Origin of the sequence: Bacillus manliponensis (assembly GCF_000712595.1) — a bacterium.
In the GTDB taxonomy this organism is placed as follows: domain Bacteria; phylum Bacillota; class Bacilli; order Bacillales; family Bacillaceae_G; genus Bacillus_A; species Bacillus_A manliponensis.
Map to the genome: position 1 here is coordinate 117,407 of NZ_JOTN01000001.1, position 25,284 is coordinate 142,690.

The following is a 25,284-nucleotide window of genomic DNA, read 5'->3' on the forward strand; positions in this document are numbered from 1 at the left end:
TCCTTTTCTCTTTACATAAGTCCACCGTCTACTACTAATGTTTGCCCCGTTATATAACTGGCTTTCTCAGATGCAAGGAACGAAACTGCTTCAGCTACTTCTTTTGCAGTTCCCAGACGTTGCATAGCAATTTTCTTTTTAAATTTCTCCATCTGATCTTCCGGGATTCTATCGACCATACCAGTATTCTCTGTATATCCAGGTGCTACTGCATTTACTCGTACATTATAAGGAGCATATTCCTTACCAAGAGAACGAGTTAAACCAATAACTCCTGCTTTACTGGCACTATAAGCGCTAAGTCTCTCCATTCCAGTAAGACCTGCTACAGAAGAAATATTAATAATAGAGCCTTTTTGTTCTGTTAACATATGGAAAGATACAGCATGAATACAATTAATTGTCCCCATTACATTTGTATCTATAATTTCTTTCCATTTATCAATTGGGTTTCCTGGGATTAACGCTCCTCCATAACTAACCCCAGCATTATTTATAAGAACATCGATCCTACCATACGTATTAATAATTCCTTGTATCGTATCTTGTACTTGAGAAAATTCATTTACATCAAGTTTTACATACTCAACCTGTTCATTTCCTGTTGTAGCTTTAATATGCATTACTGTATTTTGCACTTCTTCAAGGGATTGCCTATATCCTAAAATTACTCGTCCCCCCAATTCTGCAAAATGATGTGCAATTTCCCTTCCTAAGCTTTTTGAAGCACCAGTGATAAGTATAACTTTAGATTTCCACTCCATTTTCTTCACCCTATTTTTTTAAGCTTGGAAAAATATCATTTTTCCAGCATTTTTCTAAATATTCCCTTAATTCTTTTTGGATCTCTTCTTTTTCACTTTTTGGAATTATATCCTCCGGTTGCCCGCCTTTCCCACCAGCGTAATATTCCTCTCGCAAAATAGATGAGATAACTGCATCATGATATTCACCATCAAGAAAAAAGTAATCTCGAAGAACCCCTTCAATTGTTACATTATTTTTTATTAGAAAGCGGATAGTTCTTTGGTTGTATAAGCCATTAATAAATTGAATCTTGTGAGCATTTTTAAAGTGGAAAAGGTAATCCATAAGTAAGATAGACGCCTCAGCTCCATACCCCATATCCCATAAATCCGGATCACCAATCACACCACCTAAAATATAACTTCCTTCATACTTCATTGGTTCCCAAGAAACAAAACCAATTTTTTTCCCTTCATGGGTTACTACTGTAGCATAACGTGTACTACTTGACTCAATGTCCATCTTAATCTCTCTTACAGTAGCAAAATCTTGAGCTCCCCTTGCTAAAGCACTTACTTTAGAAGGTCTAATCCATTTAGAAAATAATTTATAATCCTCTTCTTCTAGAGCCTGTAATTGAACAAAATGCCCTTTCATGATACCCCTCCAATATATTCAAATCTTATTTATATAATAAATGCTAAGTTAATTAGGAACACCCGTAATTCACGCAAATAAAATTTTTCTATATAAAAAATTCCATAAGTAAAAATATATTTAACAGACTTAATCAACAATATCGTTTATAGGTAACCCGCAATATTCTAAGCATACTTTTGTAGTAAAATTGATTTGGTAAACGTAACCGCTAAACCTACTCTAGATTTAGCTTCTAATTTTCTCATGCAAGCAGCTAAATGATATTCCACAGTTCTTTTGCTTAAGTGAAGCGTATCTGCAATTTGTTGATTTGTTTTATCTGCAATTAGTTCTTCCATCACACGAAACTCCATTTTTGTTAATACACTAGAAACACTATTCTCTTTAAAAACAAACTTATTTAAGACTATACTTTTTGTTACTCTCGGAAGTGATTGATTTAAATCGTTAGAAACATATAACTTACCTTCTCCAACAGCTGTTAGAGCATTTAACATTTCTTGGAGGTCTCCTTTTTTTACAATTGCCTGAGCCCTCTGAATTATAGGAACTAAATGTTTTTCTTTACTGCTTAGAACAACTATTAGTTTAAGCGAGTCACTTACTATTTCTTTCAAAGTGCTATAATGAATACTATCTGTAATTACAATATCGAATGTATTTAAAAATAATGAGTCTTCTAGCATAAATTCATTATTAAGAACATGGATTTGTATTCTATTGTCTTTTTTAATATCCGAATAAACAAAACAATCTTTATTCCCCTGATCAGCAACCAATACTTTTTTTCTTTTTGTTTTTGTATACATAATCAGTACTCTCCATTAATTTGTTTGTTTAAATTAATAATTGAATTTCCTATATTATTATCAATCTTGCTTACTGAAATATCGATGGTAGATATTTCAGGTGAAATAAATTCTAAAAATACTAATCCCTTACCTCTCATAAGATTACCTCCATATATTTTTATCAATTACAAAAGATGATATTATATTAATATAACTTCTAAACCCATCCTTTAATATCGTTATATTTTTAATATTCAACTAAATATTATGATGATATTCCTTGTAGTGAAGTTACTATTATTTTTGCATCACATTTTTCAAAAAACACACGTTATATATAAATCTAAATAAAATTCTATCTCTAACTAAAATACTGCTTGATTAACTTATTTTCACCTTCCTTCAAATGTAATACATATTAATTTATATAATCAGCACTCTATTACTTACTATTTTTCCTTTTTAACCATTGAACTTTAAGCAACGGAACTTTAAATTTTTTTAAGTCAATAAAAGAACTTATATCATCTTTTAACTCACCATGTATACATAATATTTCCTTCAATCGATCTATAAGCTCTTCACTAATAACAGCTAAATCTTCTAACTGATTATCCCCTTCAAGTGATATATAACCAATTGCTAGCACATCCCCTCTATCTTTAAACTCTTCCTTCAACTCTTGAATGTCTATACTTTCCGCTTTAATAAAACAATCATTTTCAAAGTCAATAAAGTACGCTCCAGGTGAAATAAGTCCTTCTACTATATGTTCTTTAAAGATAAGTACAATCGGTTTTACTTTGTTTAAACTCCTATCATGAAAGGCCTCATAAAGCATTTGAGCCAACACGTTAAGATGCATAAATGGTAACTCCATATCTTGATGCTTTTCTAATAAACTTTCCTTTTTATAAATATAATATTTAACGCTTTCACATAAAGGGTTGATATTATTTATAGTATTCGTTTGCTCATTCTCTTCATGGAGCATTTCATTAGATCCCTCATTAATTGTATTTTTCATTTGATCCATTACAATTTATTCCCCCTTAAGCAGCTCACTTATTGTACTTAAAATATACTTCTCCACTACAGTTAACAACAATGAGTAAAATCAACTTAAAAATAATATAAATAATTAATTATTTTTTTTGTTTTTTTTTACTAAAAACACATAAACTACCCATTCTTATACAAAATAAAATAGAGGGTTCTTTCCTTTACTAGTTGCATAAATCCAATCAATTCCTGCTGTATTTAATAAAGCACTCTTAACTAACTTAAAAACAAAAAGAGCTGCAATATAGTCAAAAATCGGACTATATTGCAGCTCTTTTAAATAAAACCTTGTATCTATTTCATTAAAGATGTATTCTTTAACAAACTTTCTATTATCTGAATCGTACGTTCAATATCTTCATCTGTAATATGCCGATGAATTACAGCTCTTATTCTTCCATAACCCATTTCAGATAAAATGACTCCTTGCTCTTTCGCCTCGTGTAAAAACTTTGCCCAATCATAATTTGGATCTATTACACGGAACATCACAATATTTGTCTGTACTTCTGATGAATCAAGCTCAATTCCATTAATATTAGCTAAACCATTTGCTAATTTTTTTGCTCGATTATGATCTTCATGCAAACGCAAAGACATTTTTTGTAGTGCTACTATTGCTGGCGCCGCAATGATTCCCACTTGACGCATTCCGCCTCCAAGCATTTTTCTAATACGTCTTACCTGCTCAATATATTTATGTTTGCCCGCTACCATTGAACCAATTGGTGCTGATAATCCCTTTGATAAACAAAATTGTAAAGAATCTGCATACTGCGTAATATTTTTAATGTCTATACCTAAGTTAACTGCTGCATTAAAAATACGTGCTCCATCCATATGAATAGGAATATTTTTTTGCATAGCAAACTCCTTAACTTCTCTTAAGTATAAAAGTGGTAATACTTTCCCTCCACAACGATTATGTGTATTCTCTAAACATATTAACGCCGGCAACGCAAATTGTGGATCTGTCTCATCAATTGGAAAAGCAGCTTCTAAATCAGATAATAAAAGTCGACCATCTGGCTGTGTCTTAATGGGATGATACATGATTCCGCCACAAACCGAAGCCCCACCTGCCTCATAAATATAGATATCTGATTCATCTCCAACTAAAACTGTAGAACCTCTTGGACAATGCGCTAAAATTGAAGCAAGGTTGGCCATTGTGCCACTTGGCATAAAACAAGCAGCTTCCATTCCTAGCATATCAGCAGCTAATGCCTCTAATTGATTAACCGTTTTATCTTCTCCATATACATCATCACCTAGATTCGCATTTTGAATTGAATCTAACATCTCCTCAGTAGGTAATGTAACTGTGTCACTTAAGTAATTAATCAATTGCTCCACACTCCTTCACCTCTATGTTTAAGCTATTTATACATTTTTCTAAAAGAGATTGTAATTCAACAGAATTTTCAGACGTAGCAATCACATGCCCTACTCTTCCATAGGCATTTTGAGCTTTTTGTACAGTTTCTCCAATAACAGTTCGGCACTTCACTTCTTTAATTCCTAACATATCTTTTATTTGTTCGAATCCTAGAACATTCGTTATTTCTCCTTCATTTGTTGGTACAATAAAACGTATGCCTGCATATAAAGAAGACACTTTATCCAAATTTGGCGCTGTTCCCGTTACAGTTTTCAATTGTTCCTTAAGCAAATCCACTTGTGTTGCATAACGAATGAGTTCGGGAATCATTCCCCCAGCCAGCCGACCATTGAATTCTACTAAAAATACATTATCTTCTTTTATCTTAACCTCTAAATGACAAGGACCGTTTTGCCAATTTACCTTATTTAAAATAGAAGTAATTCCCTTTTTAACAATTAACTGTAAATCCTTTGGAATAACAGCAGGGAATATATGTCCCTCTTCAACAAAATAAGGTTCCTGTCCTACACTCTTTTGAGTAATCCCAAAAATATGAGACTTTCCATTGTAAGAGAAAATCTCTACGCTATATTCTTGTCCCTCTACATACTCTTCAATTAACACATTTTTTATATTTCTCTGTGATCTAACGTTATGCGTTTTACTCAAAATCTTCTCTACCTGTAGTTGAACCTCTTCGTATGAATAACATTTCAATACATTATTCGATCCACTATCGTCCACAGGTTTTACAACACATGGAAATACTATATGATCTTGTATTCCCTCCAAATCATTAACCGCTGCAATACTATGAAACCATGGCGAATATACATGCGGTACATTTTGTAACAGTGAACGCATTCTCGCTTTATCCCTACAATTTTTCACAGTATCTAATGGATTCCCGACAAGTCCCAGATCCTTCGCTATAACTGCTACCGTCTCGATATAAAATTCACTGGTTGTTGTAACACCACTTACTTCGAACACCTCAAATTGTGACCTAATCATTTCTCTAACGACGTCAATATTGTTTGTGTCACATTCTAAAACAGTACACTCCATCTCCTCTAATCCTATATACCGTCTAGGGTTATTAGTGATAAATACAGGACTAAATCCTATTTCTTTCGCTTTCGAAATAGCTAACATCCCCGTTCCAGTAGTATTCGCCTCAATAAATAGCAGCTTTTTCATTCATACACTTCCCTTTATTAAAATGAAAATAACTCCAATTATTAACATCTTGTATAGTTTCTATTTCTAGTGGATTAAAATTTAAATGCTCCCTATTTAATTTATGCTGAAAATAAAACTCCTCGTCGTAAATTGTGTTAACGTAACGATCCCCTCTATCTGGAAAGATACATGTAATTTTCTTTTCCTTTGGGACTTGTGTACTTAACCATCGAGCAACTGCATACACACTACCAGAACTATTTCCTGCAATAATTTTTTCACGACGTGCTAATTCTAAAGTCCAATTAAAAGCTTCTTCATCATTTAACCAATGCACTTCATCAATCACAGAATAATCCACATTAGGCGGCTGCAAACTATTTCCTAATCCACCTTGCAGACGATCAGGTCTATCTTTCTGATAGAAAACTGCACTTCCCACTGCGTCAACAGCCAAAACTTTTAAATTAGGATTATGAAATTTAAGGGCATTAGCAGTACCACATAAAGAACCACCGCTTCCTACAGCCCCAACTAAATAATCAATTTGTCCTAACTCCTCTACGATATCTTTAGCAAGTTGACTATATGATAAAGGGTTTTGAGTATTCTCATACTGTTTAGGCCAATATGCATTAGGATATTTCATAAGTAGTTTGTTTAAATACTGTAACCTCGCCACTTGCCATCCACCAGTTTTCCCCATCTCTTTTACAATGTGCACACGGGCACCTAATGCTTTAAGCTTTTTATAAGTTAAATCATCAATACGAGGATCCGTGACAATATGAACATCATGTCCTAAATAAGTACCAACTAATGCAATTCCTAAAGCAAGAGTACCAGAGGAGCTTTCTATAATAGGAGCTCCTTCTTTTAATAACCCTGTATGCTTTGCTTCTAGAATCATTTGTTTCGCTACTCGATCTTTCATACCATAAGGATTGTACATTTCCAATTTTGCATAAACATTGGTGTGTCGCTCATCACCGAGTCGAAGTTGAATTAGCGGTGTCTTACCAATTAAATCAATAATAGTATCTTGCATTTTTTCTCCCCCTTTTTCTTATAAAAAAGATGATGATATAGTATGAAATATCTCTGTTGGATAACCCAGTTCTTTAATTTTCAATAAACCGTTAGACACCTTTTCTAAATAAGAAGCATCTTCTTTAGAAATTAAAATACCTATATAAGTTCCACTATGTGCTGTTACAATTCCTAAACCTCCAATTTCCTCACAAATGGTACGCATTTTTTCCAATGTCTCTTTCTTGTGAAGCTTCTGATTGAGTTCTGCGCTTCTAGTCGTAACACGTCCTACTGTATGCAAATCATGATTTCTCAAAGCACTTAGCATGTCGTCTAATAACATTTGATATTCCTGCTTTTCAGTAGATGTAAATGGTTTCGGAAGGCCATTAAAAGCAACTGTATCAATTTGTCCCCCTTCGTCTATGGCCAGAATAGTTAAAGGTGGACACTCAGCAATCCATTCCTTTAACTTAACTTCTTTATGATAAAAGGACACAATTCCTGGATACATAACCCCATCAGTTGGTTCAATTTCTCTTAACAACATTTCTAAAATTGAAGCTGGAATTTTGATTTTAAAACACGATTCAATTGCTCTTGCTACTGCAACCATATCTGCTGAAGAACTAGCAAGCCCTTTACCATGAGTAATATCACTTTGCATCCTAATATGCCCTCTAACTGGCAAATCGAAAAATTGCAAAATCCTTTTTGCTAACTTTAAAGATTTCGTTTGGTTTGATGGATAAATACTAAGTTCTTTTAAATGAGGTGTAGAGAAAAATTCACATTGAGAGTAACGTTGAATAGGTAGCGTTACTAAGAAGTCTCTATTATTCGGCAAGACACCTTGTAACAATTCCCCAAAAGTTCCACATGCCTTTCCACGTCCTTTATTTGTAACAACCGTTTTTCTTTTTTTTAACAATAATTGACTGGATTGCCCCATCATACATTCTCCTCATAAATAGAATCCCCATTCTCAAGTACACTAATTTTATTTCTAATACTCTCCGTGATGCTATTGAATTTCTTCCTTAAAAATTCTTCTTTTTCAGATTGATATATTAATATATCTGCTACAGCTTCTGGGTTTGTAGAACCCTTTGTTTTCTTAAACTCTAGCGCTCGCTCAACACCAAATATATTTTCTAACTCCTTTTGTGTAACTGTATTGACACATCCATTATCCAGACAAACTTCATCTAACAATTCAATAGAAGCATATTGAGGAGCAATATGATTTTCTAAAGACTTTGTAACAAATTTGCCTGCTACAACCTGCGCTTTTCGATACGGGATATTATTTTTCTGTGTTAAAAGATTCGCTAATGTAAACCCCCCATAATACTCTAAAGCACAACATTGTTTCATATTTTCTTCTTTAAAAGAGATATTTTCAAAAACTAAAAGGAGTAGATCTAATAAGCTCTCTGCTTCATTAAACAATGTAGATAAGTTTCGTCCTGCCTCTTTTGAAACTTCTACCAAATTACTATAAGACGTATTTCGTTGTCCTAATAAGAAGTCTATATGGTAAGAGATTAAGTGACTTGTCTTTCCTCTCAGCCTTTCAAGAATAGGAAAATTTCTCTTTTGAGGCATAGATGAAGAAATTCCAGTCAATTCATCTGGTAGATCTATAAACTGATACTCGCTGCTTCCCCACTGTATAAAATCTGTTAGAAAACGGCTCATATTACTAGCAAAAAATGAGAGGCATTCTGCAACTTCTAACGCCCAGTCTCTGGATGCTACGCCACTTAATGCATGTCCAACATACGATTGGAATCCTAGGTCATTAGCCATCTGATCACAATCCCAGTTATACTCTTGACCTGACATAGCACCTGAACCTAAAGGACATTGATTATTCATATTCTCTAGTACACCAATCATCTTTTTCATAGTGTCTAATACATGGCGACTAACAGCCGTTAAATAAAACCCCACACTTATGATTTGTGCAGATTGATAGTGAGTATAACCAGGCATTATCATATAAATATGCTTTTTAGCTTTCTCCAACATAAGTTGAGCAAAAGCATCCACTTTTTCAATAAGCTGAATCCACTTTTCACGTGTATACATTAGTTGTGCACAAGCCTGAAAATCATTACGGCTTCGGTCAATATGCCAATTTACAACAGGCTCATCTAAGTGCTGCTCTATTACTCTTTCTATGCTTAACGCAATATCTGTCATATTGTATTTTGAAATATTAAGGATAGAATCTTCATTTACTTTCTTTATAGATTCCCATACTCTATGAGCATCTGTTTCAGATAAAAGATTCATTTTTTTATAAGCCTTAAGTAAAACTTTTTCAATATTCAAATAATGATTCACGTAGTTTTCTAACTCATATTGGAATTGTGGAAGTAATACTCCTTGAACATATGCCTCATGAGGAGGTTTTTGAATTCGTCCTGTCACTTGTTCCTGCATCATTCTTATCTCCCCTCCAAAAATTTTGAAATTAATTCACCTATATATTCAACCTGCGGTAATTGCATTAAGTTATTATGATGTCCTTTAATTGTAGAAGTATATACCTCTCCCTTAGTTCTATTTTTCCAAGACTCAATATTAACTAATTGATGAAAAGAACTAGGATCTAATTCTTCACAATTGAGCAAAAATAAATCAGAATGAATTGGTTCACCAAATTCGTATTGATCACTTGCCATATTATTTGTCGCCATTACTTTTATAATACGTTTAACGTCCTCTAACTCAGCATTTCGAGGGATTGTCCCTTTCTCTTGAGCTGCTTTTAGAACAATTTGATACTTTTCAGTCTCATTTTCTTTATTAAAATCTTTTTCTTTTATTCCTAAACTATATGCCCAAACAGCTAGTGGATCTTGGCGACTTACCTTTTTCATAGAACAATCAAATGGATGTGCATCTATTAAACCAACAAATGATACACATTTTCTTTTTGATTCTAATATTCTTGCTACTTCTACAGCTAATGTTCCACCCATAGACCAACCAGCTAAACGATAAGGTCCCTTAGGTTGAATTTTGAGAATTTTTTCTGCATACAACTTTGCCATAGCAGCAATAGTTGTTAACGGTTCCTTGTTCGTCTCATACCCTTGTGATTGTATTCCAAATACACTTATATTTTTATCAATATATCTAACTAATGGCACATAACATAATGCGCCTCCTCCACCTGGATGAATAAGAAATAATGGTGGTTCTTCCGAATCAACTTTTTTCAAGGAAATGATAAAGTCTTCTTGCTCTAACTTTTTCATCTTCTCTTTGTATTCAGATATTCCACGTATTGTTCTATATTCAAATAAACAAGAAATCGGTAAATGGATACCTAATCTTTTTCGAATTAACCCTATGATTTCAATAGCTTTTATACTATGTCCACCAAGATCAAAGAAATCTTCATTTACTCCTACAGATTGTAGATTTAGTACTTCTTCCCAAATACCCACCAACTGCTTTTCAAATAAATTTCCCGCGAATATTTTTTCTGTATTTACTAAATCATTTTTATCAAAAGGCAATATTTTTTTATTAACTTTTCCGTTTAACGTAATAGGAATTTTCTCCACCCAAGAGATTACTTGTGGAATCATGTAGTGTGGGAGTGTATTCTTTAGTCTTTCTTTTACTTCATTAGCAGTTACATGCGTGCCTTCCATACGAGTTATAAATGAAAAGATTTTTTTATCACCTTTTATTTTTTCAACTACTACAACTGCATTCTCAATCTCTGGCTGCTCTAATAATCTATGTTTAATCTCGTCCAATTCAATTCGGAAGCCTCTTATTTTAACTTGAGAATCCTTTCTTGAAAGAAAAAGCAAATCACCATTTGATAATTGCTTAACCAAATCACCAGTCCTATAATACAAATTGCTTTCTCCGTTAATATTAAGGGATAAGAATGCCGATTTATTTAATTCATTATTATTTAAATAACCTAATGCCAATCCTTTTCCACCAATAAATAGTTCACCTACCCCACCTTTAGGAACCGGTTGCAATTCTTCATTAAGAATTAACAAATGATATCCAGGTAAGGCGCGACCAATTGGAGCAGTACTCTGATTATACTTTGGTTCACTTATCCAATATGTAGAAGCTACTGTAGCCTCTGTTGGACCATATAAATTTACCAGTACAATATCTTTACCTAACTTTTCATAAAACAATTGAACTAACTGACCGCTAAGAGCTTCTCCTCCTGTAAATACATGTCGAAGTTTGTTTTTTTCCCTAAATTCATCAACATGTATTAACTTATTTATTAAGCTATGGAATAATTGCGCTCGTGTAACAGATTCTTTAATCATTAGATCTGCTAAATAATCAATATCAAATTGATGATCAGGATGTGTAAGGATTAACGTACCTCCCCCTATAAGAGTTGCAAATATTTCAGTTACTGATGCATCAAAACTATAGGTAATATTTTGTAAAACTCGTTCATCGCTACTAATAGGAAATGTTTTTAACATTCCTTGAATATGATTAACAAAGGAGGCATGCGAAACCCCTATTCCTTTCGGTTTCCCTGTCGATCCAGAAGTATAAATTACATATGCTAATTGCTTTTCCGGAGGCTTATTTAAAGTCCATTTCACATTCTCCTTGCTACCATTACAAAAAATAGAATCCGATTGAAGAAGTGATACACCAGATATACCTTTTAAATCAGCACCATCTGTTATAATGAACTTAGTGCTAGAATCCTCAACAATTAACTTTATCCTTTCTTTTGGTGAAGCAGTATCAATTGGGAGATATGCGCAACCAGACTTTAAAATACCAATTAGTGTAGCAATTTGTTCTGGAGATCTTTTTAAACAAACCCCAACTATGCTACCAGGTTCAATACCTTTCTTTTGCAATTCATTTGCAACTTGATTAGATCGTTCATTTAAATCTTTATAGGAGAAAGAACCTTGAACGCCTTTTATGGCTATCTTATTTGCATATTTGAAGACTTGTTCTTCAAATAATTGACTTATGAACCTGCTATTATCGAATTCCTCTTCCTTTCTTACTATAAATTCACATTGTTCTTTCTCACTTAACATACTGACTTGTGCAATAGGCTTGTTAGGTGACGCGAGAAGTGCCTGCATGCATGCTATATAATTTTGAAAAAAGTGCTCAATTGAAACATGATCAAAAAGATCCGTACTATATTCAATCTCTCCATTTATTTCATCTTCAGCACAAGAAACATATAAAACGAGATCGAATTTAGAAGTACCTGTATTAATTTTTTCATGTTCTATAAAAAGAACATCAGACTTACTAACTTCGTTTTTTTCATGTAAAGTAAATAATACTTGAAAAATTGGATGATAACTTGTATCACGTTCAGGACTTACTTCCTGTACGATCCTTTCAAATGGTACATCACCATTTTCATGAGCTTGAAGAAATGATTCAAGTGTATCTCGTAACGCTACTTTAAAACTTTCCTTCGATTGGATCATTGTTCTAACTGGTAATGTATTTACAAAGAAGCCAATTAAATCTTGTATCTGTTTATCTTTCCTATTTGTAATCGGTGTTCCTATTACGATATCTTTTTGTCCTGAGTATCTGTATAACAATATATTAAATATTGTTAAAAAAAACGTATAATATGTTATATTGTTTGCTCTACAAAACTCTTGCGCACTAATAACTAAATGTTCTGGTAACTTAAATTTATAATTTTCACCTTCATAAGAAGGTTTTTGCGGTCTTATTCTATCTGATGGAAGGTTTAAAATGGATGATGCATCTCGTAAATAATTCCCCCAAAAATCTAACTTCTTCTCTATGTCTCCCTCTCCTAAGCTCTCTTTTTGCCAAGCCGCATAATCTGCATATTGCAAAGGCAGCTCATCCAAATCAAACATTACTCCTCCATTTAAATAACTATAAAATTCCAATAGTTCTTTCTCAAATATATTAATAGACCACGCGTCAAATATAATATGATGTACATTAACTAAAAGATAATGATACTGCGCTTCTACGCAAATTAGCTCAAACTTTATAAGAGGGCCTTCTTGCAAATCAAAGCTCTCTTTTGCAAATGCCTTCAAATATGATTGTAACGTTTGAATTTTTTTAATTTCATCTAGATTTTTTTCCTCTAACCTTAAATGAGGACATTCAACAAAAACTTTTTGGAACAGTTCACCCTCTCTTTCCTCAAAGGTTGTACGTAATACTTCATGTCGGTCAATAATCATTTGGAGTGCTTGCTCTAATATTTTTTTATTGATGCCCCCCTTTATTTTTAAAATAAAGGGGATGCCATACGTCACACTATTCGGAAACATCTGTTCAAAAAACCACATTCTGTTTTGCCCATAGGAAGCAGGAAGCATGTATACTTCATTTTCAATTTTTAATTGTCCCAAATTTTTCACTTCCTTCTTATTCTTTAACCTTCTGTTTAACTCGATCAAGTTTTTTCATAACAATACCTTTTCTCTTTTTACTATTTAGTAAATAAGTTGCCATCTCTTGCACTGTTGGATTTTCAAAAACAACTCTTAAACTAACTTCATAATTTAAACACTCACGAACAATAGAAATCATCTTCACAATTAGTAATGAATGTCCACCTAATTCAAAGAAATTATCGTTACGATTAATTTTCTTATTAGGTAAAAGCTCCGACCAAATCTTTATAATCTCTTTCTCTATCAAGCTGGGTTCACTTTCTTCTAATTGTTCTTTCTGTTTCACTACATATCTTAATAGTTGTTTCTTATCCACTTTTCCATTTTTCGTAACAGGTACTTTATCAATCGCGATAAATTTATTTGGAATCATAACTAATGGAAGTTCTTTCATCAACTCTCTTCGTAATTGATTAAGATCTATCTTATCCTTCTCTTTAAATACAACATATGCATCAAGCCTTGTTTCCCCTGCCTTATTAACATCTACAACTAAGCATTGTGTTACATTCATTTGTTTAGTAATTACAGCTGCAACTTCTCCTTTGTTAATACGAACGCCTCTTATTTTCACTTCTCCGTCATTACGTCCAATAATCTCAATTCCACCATCTGGACGAAATCTTCCCATATCCCCAGTGCGATACAATTTATCTTCCGATTGCTTTGTAAACTCATTCTTACAAAATGCTTCTATATTCTTATTAATGTACCCCTTCGTACAATAAGGCGTTCTAACGATAATTTCGCCTGGTTCCCCTACACCACAAAGTTTTCCTCTTTCGTTTACAACTAATAATTGTGCATTAAAAATCGGTTTACCTATTGGTACTACATCAAAAGTTAATTCCATTGGCACTTCATAAAAGCATTTTGCAAGTGTGGTCTCTGTTTGTCCATAGAAATTATTTATTTGTGCATCAGTTATCTCACGCCACGCCTGTACTAAAGTACTTTGTAAAGGCTCTCCTGCAAAAAAGATATGCCTTAACTTATTTAAGCATCCCGTATTTACCGAACCATATAACCAATTTCTTGAAAGGGATGGTACCGCGTGCAATAAAGTTATTTCTTTCTCCTGTAGCCATTTCAAAATATTATCCTCTTCTTTGTTCGGAATACAAAGAGTTGCACCACTTGTTAAAGGTAAAAATACATCCCTTAGATATACATCAAAAGCCACATGTGTTAACTGCCCTGTTCGATCCATTGGCGTTACTTCAAATTGTGTTCTTTGCCAATACAAAAATTGTGCTAAACCATTATGTGTTCCCAATACTCCCTTTGGTTCACCTGTCGTACCAGATGTAAAGAAGATATATGCATCTTTATTTATCAAATCCGTATCTAAATTTATATTTGTTACTAAATTTGTTTCAGGAAACAGATAAGTCTTAATTATTGGTATCCCCAGATTTTCTGCAATTTTTTCGTGTTCAGATTGCATCGGTTGTGTAGCTACAATACATGCTGTTTGAGATATTTCTAGCATTCGCTTCATGCGCTGCTCTGGCACTTGATAGTCAATGTTTAAGAAAATATTCTTTACATGCAAAACACCCAAAATTGATGAGATCATTTCAAAACTTCTTTCCCCATATACTCCTATTACTTTTTCCATTCCAACATTTTGTTCTAAAATTGCATTCGCAATTTGTAGAGAGCGATTTTGTAAATGGTGATACGTATATTGAGTTTCTCCCTCTTCAACAGCTACGTGATTAGGTTGAGTTGAAGCCCAGTACTTCACACTCTCGATAACTGTTTGAAAATTTTCTTCCTCCAGTTGTACTGTTGGATCTGGCAATACCGCTTCTACATGAGGAGTGATTAAAGAAAAGTCTCCTACTAAATTAGATGGATTTTCTAAAACTTGTTCTAGAAGGTATTCATACTGGTTTAATAATTCTTCCATTCTTTCAATAGAAAACATATTATTCTGGAAAGCTAAAGAAATATTAAAATTGTCGAAAGTTTCTTCAATATAAAGTGTCATGAAAAATTTTGACTCAATGGAGTCCACCGCAACCTCTTTTACCTCCATATTTGCTAACCTGTAAGTTTTTTCTTCTTCAAAATTTCTATAATTGATTAAAACATCGAATAGTGGGTTTCTACTCAAATTTCTCTCCGGTTGAATCTCTTCAACAATCCTTTCAAAAGAAACATCTTGATGCGAGAATGCTTCCATAACAACTTGTTTTACTTTTTGTAATAAACTTGTATATTGCTCATTGTTATCCAATTCCACTTTTAGTGGTAGCGTATTTAGATACAATCCAACTGAACTTGATAACTCTTCTAAGTTCCGATTGACAACTGGTGTACCTAAAATGATTTCTTTTTGTTCTGATAGTTTGCTTAACAACATATTAAATGTGGTCAGAAAGTTCATAAATGTAGTGATTTTTTGCTCTTTACTAAACGACTTAATTCTCTTAGAAACATCCTTTTCAAGTACTTTATGGATTGTGTAATTCGTCTGTTGAGACTGTTTTAATTGCTTATCCGTCGGTAACTGTAACAAAGGAATTTGTCCTGCTAATTTTTTCTTCCAATATAATAATTGCTCTTGATATTCTTTTTCCTCTTTATATTTCATTTGCCATACAGCATAATCAGGATATTGTGTAGGTTCTTCTAATAACTCCAACTTACCCATATAAATCCGAAGTAGCTCTTCTTTTAAAATTTTTAATGACCAACCGTCACAAATAATATGATGGAATGTTAAAATTAATATATGTTCACCAGCACATCTAACTAACTTCCCTCTAATTAAAGGGCTTTTAGACAAATCAAAAGTGTTCTGTAGTTCCTTTTGAATTACTACTTGTAAATCTTGCCCCTCCAAATCCTCCTTCTGTAAAGTAATATTCAGATTCGACAACACTTTTTGTTGAGGTATACCGTTCTCCTCAATAAAAATCGTTCTTAAAGACTCGTGTCTATTAATTAGTTGATTAATACTATTATTTAACTTAGCCTCATCTACTAGTCCACTGAATTTTAAGACAAGTGGCATATTGTACTTTGCATCATGGTTTAATTGATTTAAGAACCAGATTCGCTTTTGAGCATCTGATAATGGGATATCCGTAGTTCGATCAACTTTTTGAATACGCTCTCCAAGCCTCCGTACGCCAAAATAAGGTTGAACATTCTGACTTATTTTTTCAATAGTAGAATTTTTGAATAAATCTTTGACTTGCAAATTACTATTAAACTCTCTATTAATATCTGCAATAATTTGTACCGCTAATAATGAATGACCTCCTAATTCAAAGAAATCATCCTGAGTTCCAACTCTCTCCAAACCTAATCTCAACTTCCAAACTTCTTCCATTTTTTGTTCTACTTCATTTCTAGGTGCTATAAATTGAGAGTTTATTACTAAATTCTCCTTGGATGGTTCTGGAAGAGCCTTACGATCAATCTTACCATTCGCATTAAGTGGGAATTTTTCCAATTTCACATAATAGCTTGGTACCATATAATCTGGAAGGTTCTTTTGCAAAATTCGTTTTATAGAGTTTGCACTTTTGTCCTCATTTCCTTCTGTATAATAAGCTACTAAATGTTGCATATTGGTATCAGTGCTCTTAACAAGCACAACCGCTTCTTTTATGTTGTCTAGCATTCTCAAATTATTTTCAATTTCACCAAGTTCGATACGCATTCCCCGTAGTTTAATCTGATTATCTTCTCGACCAACGAACATGATATTTCCGTCAGCTCTCAAATACCCTCTATCACCTGTACGATACATAGCTTCTCCTGGATAAAAAGGATCCGGAATAAAGGCTTCCGCCGTTCGTTTTGGATTATTCAAGTATCCTCTCGCTAAGCCAATACCGGCAATATACAAATCACCTACAGTACCAATTGGCACAGGCTTTAAATGACGATTAAGTACATAAACACGGTTGTTATCAATTGCCTTACCTACCGAACAAATTTCAGCATTTTGACTATTAACTGGAGCACAATCAAAGCATGTAGAATCGATTGATACTTCTGTTGCTCCCCAAGAATTAAATAAATTTCCTGGAACCTTTTCATAAAATTCATTAATAAGATTAGTCTTTAAAGCTTCACCACTCGACACAACTACCCTTAAGTTAGATAATAACTTTCTTTGTTCAGGTGTAATTAAATCGACTACCATTTGTAACATACTAGGCACAAATTGTAGTACCGAAACGTTATAATGAATTGCACATTGTAGTATGCTATTAGGATCTTTATGCATATCTTTCGGAATAAGAGCGATAACCCCTCCTACCATTAGTGGCCAAAAGAATTCTACTGCAGCATCATCAAATGTTAAAGTTGTCTTTTGTAGAACTACTTCTTTTTCTTTTAATTGATGTTTATTTTGCATCCAGTTCATCCTGTTTACCCAACCTCTGTGTGTACTACTAACACCTTTCGGTTTTCCAGTAGACCCTGACGTATAATAAACGGACACAAGGTGATCTGGACTTAATGCAACATGTGGTTTTGTAACTGGAAACTTATTCAAACTCTCTTCATTTAGAGAGAATTCCACATACTCAATACCTTCACTTTCCAAATTCGCATTTGACTTTTGTGTCAAACATAGAGTTGCATTTGCATCGTTTAATATAGAATGTACACGATTTGCGGGAAGCTCCGCATCGATTGGAAGATATGCTCCACCAGCCTTTAAAATTCCTAACATAGCTACAACAAGCTCCAGTGATCGATCAATCCTTAATCCAACTGGTGCGTCGGCTACAATTCCTTTTTGTTGCAGACAATGAGCCATTTGATTAGCTTTCTCATTTAACTCTCTATACGTTAACTGTTCCCCTTCATATTTGACTGCAATATAATCTGGAGTACACTCTACCTGTTGTTCAAAAAGTTCATGGAGACAAACATCTGGAAATGTAGTCTTCGTATCATTTAACCCCTTAATTAAAAACTCTTCTTCTTGCTTTGTAAGTAGTGAAAGATTTTTTATCGGTAAATCTGAATTTTCAGTTATATTAGAAAGTAAATTCAGAAGGATAGATGTGAATCTTACAATCGTTTCTTTATCAAAAATATCAGTCCGGTATTCCCATTTTCCAAAGTATCCTTTCTCATCCCTCTCAATAAATAACGTCAAATCAAATTTAGCTGTTCCATTATGAATCAAAGTTGGATCACTAATCTTTAAATCCGATACCTCCACTAGTTGTGAAGCCAAATCTTGAAAAGCAAACATGTACTGGAATAATGGCGTCTGATTTAAAGAGCGCTGCGGTTGGATTTCTTCTACAATTTTCTCAAATGGTACATCACTATTAGAAAATGCTTCAATAGATGTCTTTCGAACTACTTGCATTACATCTTCAAATGACATTTCTCCATCAATCTTATTGCGAATGACTAAAGTGTTAACAAAGAAACCAATTAGCTCCTCTAACTTTGGATGGTTACGACCTGCTATAGGTATGCCTACAGCTAAATCATTTTCACCAGAAAGACGGTACAGAAAAGCTTTATATAAAGAAAGCATTGCCATAAACAGCGTACTGCCTTTTTCTTTACACAATTCTTCCAATCTAGCAATTAACTCTTTTGGAAATCTAAATGAATCTACATTCCCTTCGTGACTATTAGAAGATGTTATACCTTGATCCGCTGTTAGTTGAATAAAAGGTGTTTCAGCAGATAATTTTTCCTTCCAATAATTTAGCTGTTTTTTAAACCCAGGGCTATCCGCTAAGCCTTTTTGCCAATCAATATAATCACTGTATTGAACTCTCTCTTCTACATGAGCGTTTTCTAAGGTAATATTTCTCTTATAAAATTTAAATAGTTCCGCTTTAAAGACACTATGAGACCAACCATCTGAAATAATATGATTGATATTAAAATAAAAGATATATTGCTGTTCATCAATTTTAAATAACTTAAAGCGATAGAGCGGATCCATTTCTAGATTAAATGGAATTACTGAATCATATTCCATCTCCTTCTTAGCCTCAATCATTCCCCACTCTTCACCATGAGCAGATAAATCCATTACATGTAAAGCACAATTTGTATGTGGATTGATTGTTTGATAAGGAACTCCATTCTCTGTAAAAAAGTTAGTTCTTAAAATATCCTGACTTTGTATTAAATCATTCAAACTTTTTTCTAATGACTCAACATGTAAATTCCCTTCTATCTCTATATAGTTAGGTAGATTATATAAAGGATTTAAGCCTTCTAGTTCATTAAGAAACCAAAGCCTTTTTTGTGAATGGGAAAGTTCCATCCGTGACTTAGGCGTGCTATTTTTTGTCAACTCGACTAAGTTCATTTCAGCATTTTGCTCCTCAATAAATTTACTAATTTCTCGAATTGTCGGATATTCAAATACATGTTCCAAAGTAATAGAAATATTTAAATCCTGTTTTACTCGAGCAACAAATCTTACAGCAAATAAAGAGTTTCCTCCTATATTAATAAACTTTTCTCTAACGCCTACCTCTTTTAAATAAAGTAGTTCTTTCCAAAAATCAGCAACTATTTTCTCTAACTTCGTTACTGGCTGTTCCTTTTTTTCAACAATACGTAGTGTTTTAGGGTTAGGAAGTTCTTTTCGATTTACTTTTCCATTCAAAGATAAAGGTAAATCCTGTAATCTAATGAAGAAAGATGGCATCATTTGTTCAGGTAATAATTGCTCAATCTCTTGTTTTACTTGTTCTTCATCCCAATCTTTTCCCTCTGCTACTGTTACATAGGCTGTTAAATACGTATGATCCTCTTCATAAAAAGGCTTTACAATGCACTGCTTAATATACGGAATGCGCTCGATAACAGCCTCAATTTCGCCTAATTCAATTCTTACACCACGAATCTTAACCTGGAAGTCACTTCTCCCTATATATTCAATTCCACCATCCTTACGTAACCTACAAATATCACCAGTTTTATATAATTGTCCCTCATCTTCAAATGGACTCTTAATAAATTTCTCTTTCGTTAAATCAGGTTTATTATAGTATCCTTTGGCAACACCTACTCCACCAATATACAGTTCACCATTAATTCCCGGTTCCTCAATTAAAACTTGATTTTCATCCATGATATATAGCTGAATGTTGCTAATAGGATAACCGATAGGTACTACATCTCCATCCGCCAATCCGTTACATTTCCAATGAGATACATCTATAGCTGCTTCAGTAGGTCCGTATAAATTATGAAGCTCTACTTTATCCATTTTTGAGAAAAAAGCTCGTTCCATCGACTTCGTTAGTGCTTCTCCGCTGCAAATAACTCTTTTTAAGGATGTATCCTCTTTCTTCATTACCCATGCATCTAAAAAAACTTGTAGCATAGATGGCACAAAGTGAATAGTTGTAATGTTATAATCACCAATTGTTTTCATCAAATAGCTTGGATCTTTATGTCCATCTGGCTTGGCCATAACTAGTGTTGCACCAGCAATTAATGGCCAGAAGAATTCCCATACCGAGACATCAAAGCTATAAGGTGTTTTCTGTAACACACGATCTCTTTCATCTAAAGAAAATTCCTTTTGCATCCACTGAAGGCGGTTATTAAGAGCGACATGTGTATTCATTACCCCTTTTGGATTACCAGTAGAACCAGACGTGTAAATAATATACATTAAATGATCCTGGGTTACTAACGATTGAGGATTCACCTTAACTTGTCGATCCAGTTCCTCACATTCATCTAAAGTAACAATTTGCGCTTCATGAGAACACCCATGAATCAATTGACTTTTATCTTTCGTTGAAATAATAAATGATGGTCTAGAATCTTCAAGCATATACTCCAATCTTGCTTTTGGATATGAAGGATCTAACGGTACATATGCCCCTCCTGCCTTCAAAATTCCTAGTAATACAACTACCAAATCTAAAGAACGTTCCATATAAACTCCAACGGGCTCCTCAAGCTTTAGACCTTTTTGTATCAAAAAGTGAGCTAACTGATTCGCTTTTTCATTTAATTGTTCATAAGTCAAAGCTTTTTCTTCAAAAATTACTGCCAATTTTGTAGGATTCAACTCCACTTGTCTCTCAACCAATTCATGAACACATAAGTCTCTATTCTCAAATAAATGTGAGCCATTTGTGATAGCCTGTCTCTCAATTCCATTCATTTCATTCTCTCCTCGTTTTATCCATTAAATTTTTTTCACAACAAGACATACATTATGTCCACCAAATCCAAATGAGTTACTTATTGCGATGGTCACCTTATGCGCTTGCGCTTCATTTGGAACATAATTTAAATCTAATCCTTCATCCTGTTCTTTATAATTAATAGTTGGAGGAACAATATCATGTTTCAAAGATAAGATACTTGCAATTAGCTCTACAGCACCAGCTCCTCCAAGTAAATGGCCCGTCATGGATTTAATCGAACTAATTGGAACCAACTTTGCTTTATCCCCCATCAACTTTTTGATAGCCATTGTCTCACAATAATCATTTAGTTTTGTGCTTGTTCCATGAGCATTAATATAATCTATATCTTCGCGACCAACATTTGCCTCTTCTAGGGCAAGCTTCATTGCCATTAACATCCCTTCACCTTCAGCATCTGGAGCAGTAATATGATACGCATCTGTTGTTGCTCCATATCCAGCTAACTCAGCTAATATTGTTGCCCCTCTTTTCTTCGCAAACTCTTCTGATTCTAGAATCAACACTCCCCCACCTGTACCAATTACAAAACCATCTCTATTTTTATCAAATGGTCGACTTGCTTCTTTTGGATTGTCATTTCTCGTAGAAAGTGCCTTAATTCTAGAGAAAGAAGCTATATCCATTGGAGTAAATTCTCCTTCTACTCCTCCGACAATCATTACATCGGCTTCATCGTACTGTATGGCACGCATTCCTTCACCAATACAATTTGCTGCTGTAGCACAAGCAGTTACAAAAGATCCACTTTTCCCCTTAGCACCAAACCGGATGGCAATTTCATTTGCCACAGCATTATTTAACATTCCAGATGCTAAATAAGGACTGACTCCTCTTGGACCTTTGTCTAATAGCTTCTTATAATTTTCAAGAATCATGTGCATGCCACCAGCACCTGATCCTACAATGGTTCCTATACGATAAGGGTTTAGTTTATTCATTGGCAGGTTTGCTTGCTTCATAGCTTGTATTGCAGCAGCTCCTCCATATTGCGTAAACGTATCCATTCGGTTAATTTCTTTTGAATTAAAATAGCTTTTTGCATCGAAACCCTTCACTTCTGCACCAATTCTAGTTACATATCCTTCTGCGTCAAAAAAACTTATATAGTCAACTCCACTTACACCATGAATTAAATTATTCCAAAAAGATTCCACATTGTTACCTATCGGTGTAATAACTCCCATTCCTGTAACCACTACACGCTTTTTCATTAATAATCCCCTTTGCCTGAATTTAATATTATTTTACAAAATAAGATGTATATAAAAATCCGTATTTCCCGCAACCTTTTTCAAAATAAAAAATGAATACTGCGCTGAATATTTTTTACAGAAATTTCAGCTAAATAAAACTTCACTATCTCTAAACCTAATATCGTATAGGTAATTCTCTATATTTCTAATTGACTAGTATTCTATAATATTGCAACTATAATCACATCCGTATTTCTCGCATCTTTTTTGAGATAAGAAATTAAAAACCTTTTTATTATTCTTCACAAATAAAGCAAACAATCTGTTTCTATATTAAACAACCCCTCATATATTTTTATAATCTTCCCAGACTTTTTCATCTATAAAGAAGCTTCAATTACGCAATAAAGTGAAACTTCACTCAGTCGGGGTTTTCTTCATCCCCCACTGATTGTTAGTTGAACCAATCGGGCTTTTACTGGCTCTTAATCTCCCCCCTAAACTTCTTTGCTTCTCTCAAGTTTTGAGGTGGGAGTCTTACAGCCAGTTAATGCGGGATAAAATATTTCTAACATCTCTCCTTAACTACAAATATTCCTATTACTTTTTCATGTGATTGTTTAATAAAAGTATAAATTTTCCTACAATTTTATATATCCGTATAAAGCGCAATAATTTACAGAATCTATTGACTCTTAAATTAATTTCTAATACGTTAAAAGAAAAGTAATAAAAGGAGGGTAATATGCTTACAATTCCGAAGTATCTAGACAATATTCAACCAATATCAAAATCTGATGTTCATTTATGGTTATTACATCTCGATTCGTCTGCATATTTGCTAGAAAGCCACTTATCGGAAAATGAGTTACTGAAAGCAAAGCGGTTTCTAGATCAAAAGGCAAAGGAAACTTTCATTATTTGTCGCGGTACTTTACGTCTCTTACTAAGTTGTTACTTACAGCGAGATCCGAAAGAGATTGAATTACATTACAATTCATACGGTAAACCTTTTATAGCACCTTCTCAAAATAAGGATGGTCTAAACTTTAACATCTCACACTCTCAAAATATGGGAGCCTTTGCTTTCTCTAAAGATCGAATAATTGGTGTTGATATTGAGGAAATAAATCCTACTATCAATATTGATGAACTTAGCTCGATTATTATGAACGAGATAGAATTAGAGTGGTTTCGTACACTCCAACAATCAGAAAAAGTTCATGCCTTCTATCATCTTTGGACTCAAAAAGAAGCCATTTTAAAAGCTCAAGGTACTGGCTTTCAACAACCACCAAACAATTTCTCAGGCCATTTAACTTCAGAAACTGTTTTAAGAAATATGAAAGTTAAAAATGGGATACTTAACAGTTTTTTGGTCAAAGATAGTTACTCTACTTGTATTTGTACAGATGATGCCGTAGATGTTCATACTATATATCTACCATCAGTTGCGTCCCTAAATCTAACTTAGGTAATTTATTGATTCTTTGACATATTTTTATTTTTCAGTATATAATCGTTATAAAAAACACCACATAATTACAAAAAAGATAATTAGTTCCTTTAACTAAAGAAAACTTTATCATATCCCTATTTCATAGCTTATATCAGATACCTCTTCAAAGACTTTCATTTATTATTAATAAAAACAACTTAATTGATAAAAGTAACTGTATGAAATTGAATGAAGAATTACAAAGGGGCAAAGGAATACTAAATACAACTTGAGTCTTCACAAAAAATGCAAGTTTAACATAACACCTAAAGATAACATCATAGATTAACTTAGACGGCTACCTAAGGAATAAAACTCCTCATTTAGAGGGGAAAAATAAATAATTTAATATAAAATATAAGGAGATAAAAAATGGATTTTATTTTAGAAAACAAATGGACATTTCTCATTATTGCTGAAGTTGTATTTTGGATTTCAATTCTAAGTTTCTTAATATTAAGGTATTGGTTTGAACTTAAAAAATCTAGTTTAGCATTCTTTATTTTGTTTATTGTGAATGACTTGTGGATTGCTACAATGGGATTTTTCGATTACTTAAAAACGGGGAAATTTTCAAACTACCAAATTATTATCGTCGTGATTATTGTCTATGCACTAACTTATGGAAAAAATGATTTTAGAAAGCTTGATGCTTTTATACAAAAAAAAGTTGCAGGTTGGAAAGGCAACCCTATCCCAGAAGTTAATATTCCAAAAAGACTATCTGGAAAAGAACATGCAAAAAATGAAAGAAAACAATTTTTCTTTCATTTCCTTACTTATGTAGTAGTTCATGCTATATTTATAATAATATTCGGTCTCTCTAATCAACTTCATGATATCCAAAATATAGGAAGTTCACTATCACAATGGTTCGAAGAAATTCACCCACAATTACCGACTAATAATATGGCTGTAAATAACTTAAGTAGAATTTGGACACTTATACTAGCTATTGATGGGGCAATCTCTTTATCCTACACATTCTTCCCTAGAAGTGAAGAATCTAAAAGCACAGCATCTTAAATCTCATTAGAAAATAGTTTCTATTCAAAACTAATAAATTAAGCAATAAAGTAAAGAACCTTGATTAA

Annotated in this window: 15 protein-coding genes; 2 read left to right on the forward strand and 13 right to left on the reverse strand. The window is 33.3% G+C overall.

What is annotated here, in order from left to right:
• Window positions 1–11 precede the first annotated feature (11 nt).
• The 13 genes from BAMA_RS00570 to fabF form a co-directional block, all read right to left on the reverse strand.
• Window positions 12–764, reverse strand: coding sequence for an SDR family NAD(P)-dependent oxidoreductase (locus tag BAMA_RS00570; protein ID WP_034635002.1), 753 nt, complete (start codon window positions 762–764; stop codon window positions 12–14).
• A gap of 10 nt (window positions 765–774) precedes the next feature.
• Window positions 775–1,404: a GNAT family N-acetyltransferase gene (locus tag BAMA_RS00575; protein ID WP_034635005.1), complete on the reverse strand. Its 630-nt coding sequence runs from the start codon at window positions 1,402–1,404 to the stop codon at window positions 775–777.
• A 167-nt stretch (window positions 1,405–1,571) separates the two neighbouring features.
• Entirely contained in the window at window positions 1,572–2,216 is a 645-nt protein-coding gene (locus BAMA_RS23415; RefSeq protein ID WP_051758842.1) for a LuxR C-terminal-related transcriptional regulator, read from the reverse strand.
• Between the two features lie 2 nt (window positions 2,217–2,218).
• Window positions 2,219–2,356, reverse strand: coding sequence for a hypothetical protein (locus BAMA_RS24370; RefSeq protein ID WP_157405937.1), 138 nt, complete (start codon window positions 2,354–2,356; stop codon window positions 2,219–2,221).
• Between the two features lie 284 nt (window positions 2,357–2,640).
• Window positions 2,641–3,234: a hypothetical protein gene (locus BAMA_RS00585; protein ID WP_034635018.1), complete on the reverse strand. Its 594-nt coding sequence runs from the start codon at window positions 3,232–3,234 to the stop codon at window positions 2,641–2,643.
• Between the two features lie 320 nt (window positions 3,235–3,554).
• Window positions 3,555–4,616 (reverse strand): low-specificity L-threonine aldolase, encoded by a 1,062-nt coding sequence (ltaE, locus tag BAMA_RS00590; RefSeq protein ID WP_034635021.1) that lies wholly within the window; start codon window positions 4,614–4,616, stop codon window positions 3,555–3,557.
• Entirely contained in the window at window positions 4,600–5,844 is a 1,245-nt protein-coding gene (locus BAMA_RS00595) for an ATP-grasp domain-containing protein (protein WP_034635023.1), read from the reverse strand. Before BAMA_RS00595 ends, ltaE begins: the two co-directional genes overlap by 17 nt.
• Complete coding sequence (locus BAMA_RS00600) at window positions 5,822–6,874, reverse strand: cysteine synthase family protein (protein WP_034635025.1); 1,053 nt, start codon at window positions 6,872–6,874, stop codon at window positions 5,822–5,824. Before BAMA_RS00600 ends, BAMA_RS00595 begins: the two co-directional genes overlap by 23 nt.
• A gap of 18 nt (window positions 6,875–6,892) precedes the next feature.
• On the reverse strand, window positions 6,893–7,813 hold the full coding sequence (locus tag BAMA_RS00605; protein WP_235184404.1) for a GHMP family kinase ATP-binding protein: 921 nt from the start codon (window positions 7,811–7,813) through the stop codon (window positions 6,893–6,895).
• On the reverse strand, window positions 7,810–9,312 hold the full coding sequence (locus BAMA_RS00610; RefSeq protein ID WP_235184405.1) for a lyase family protein: 1,503 nt from the start codon (window positions 9,310–9,312) through the stop codon (window positions 7,810–7,812). Before BAMA_RS00610 ends, BAMA_RS00605 begins: the two co-directional genes overlap by 4 nt.
• Window positions 9,313–9,314: 2 nt before the next feature.
• The gene (locus tag BAMA_RS00615; RefSeq protein ID WP_034635027.1) at window positions 9,315–13,262 is read right to left on the reverse strand and encodes a non-ribosomal peptide synthetase; all 3,948 of its coding nucleotides are present in this window, start codon (window positions 13,260–13,262) and stop codon (window positions 9,315–9,317) included.
• Between the two features lie 16 nt (window positions 13,263–13,278).
• Window positions 13,279–21,450, reverse strand: a complete 8,172-nt coding sequence (locus BAMA_RS00620; RefSeq protein ID WP_034635030.1) for a non-ribosomal peptide synthetase — start codon at window positions 21,448–21,450, stop codon at window positions 13,279–13,281.
• A gap of 24 nt (window positions 21,451–21,474) precedes the next feature.
• Window positions 21,475–22,710, reverse strand: a complete 1,236-nt coding sequence (gene fabF / locus BAMA_RS00625) for a beta-ketoacyl-ACP synthase II (RefSeq protein WP_034635031.1) — start codon at window positions 22,708–22,710, stop codon at window positions 21,475–21,477.
• Between the two features lie 727 nt (window positions 22,711–23,437).
• On the opposite strand from fabF, the gene BAMA_RS00630 reads away from it, so the two are divergent.
• Complete coding sequence (locus tag BAMA_RS00630) at window positions 23,438–24,166, forward strand: 4'-phosphopantetheinyl transferase family protein (protein WP_051758844.1); 729 nt, start codon at window positions 23,438–23,440, stop codon at window positions 24,164–24,166.
• 396 nt (window positions 24,167–24,562) lie between these two features.
• Window positions 24,563–25,216 (forward strand): hypothetical protein, encoded by a 654-nt coding sequence (locus tag BAMA_RS00635; RefSeq protein WP_034635032.1) that lies wholly within the window; start codon window positions 24,563–24,565, stop codon window positions 25,214–25,216.
• Window positions 25,217–25,284 lie beyond the last annotated feature (68 nt).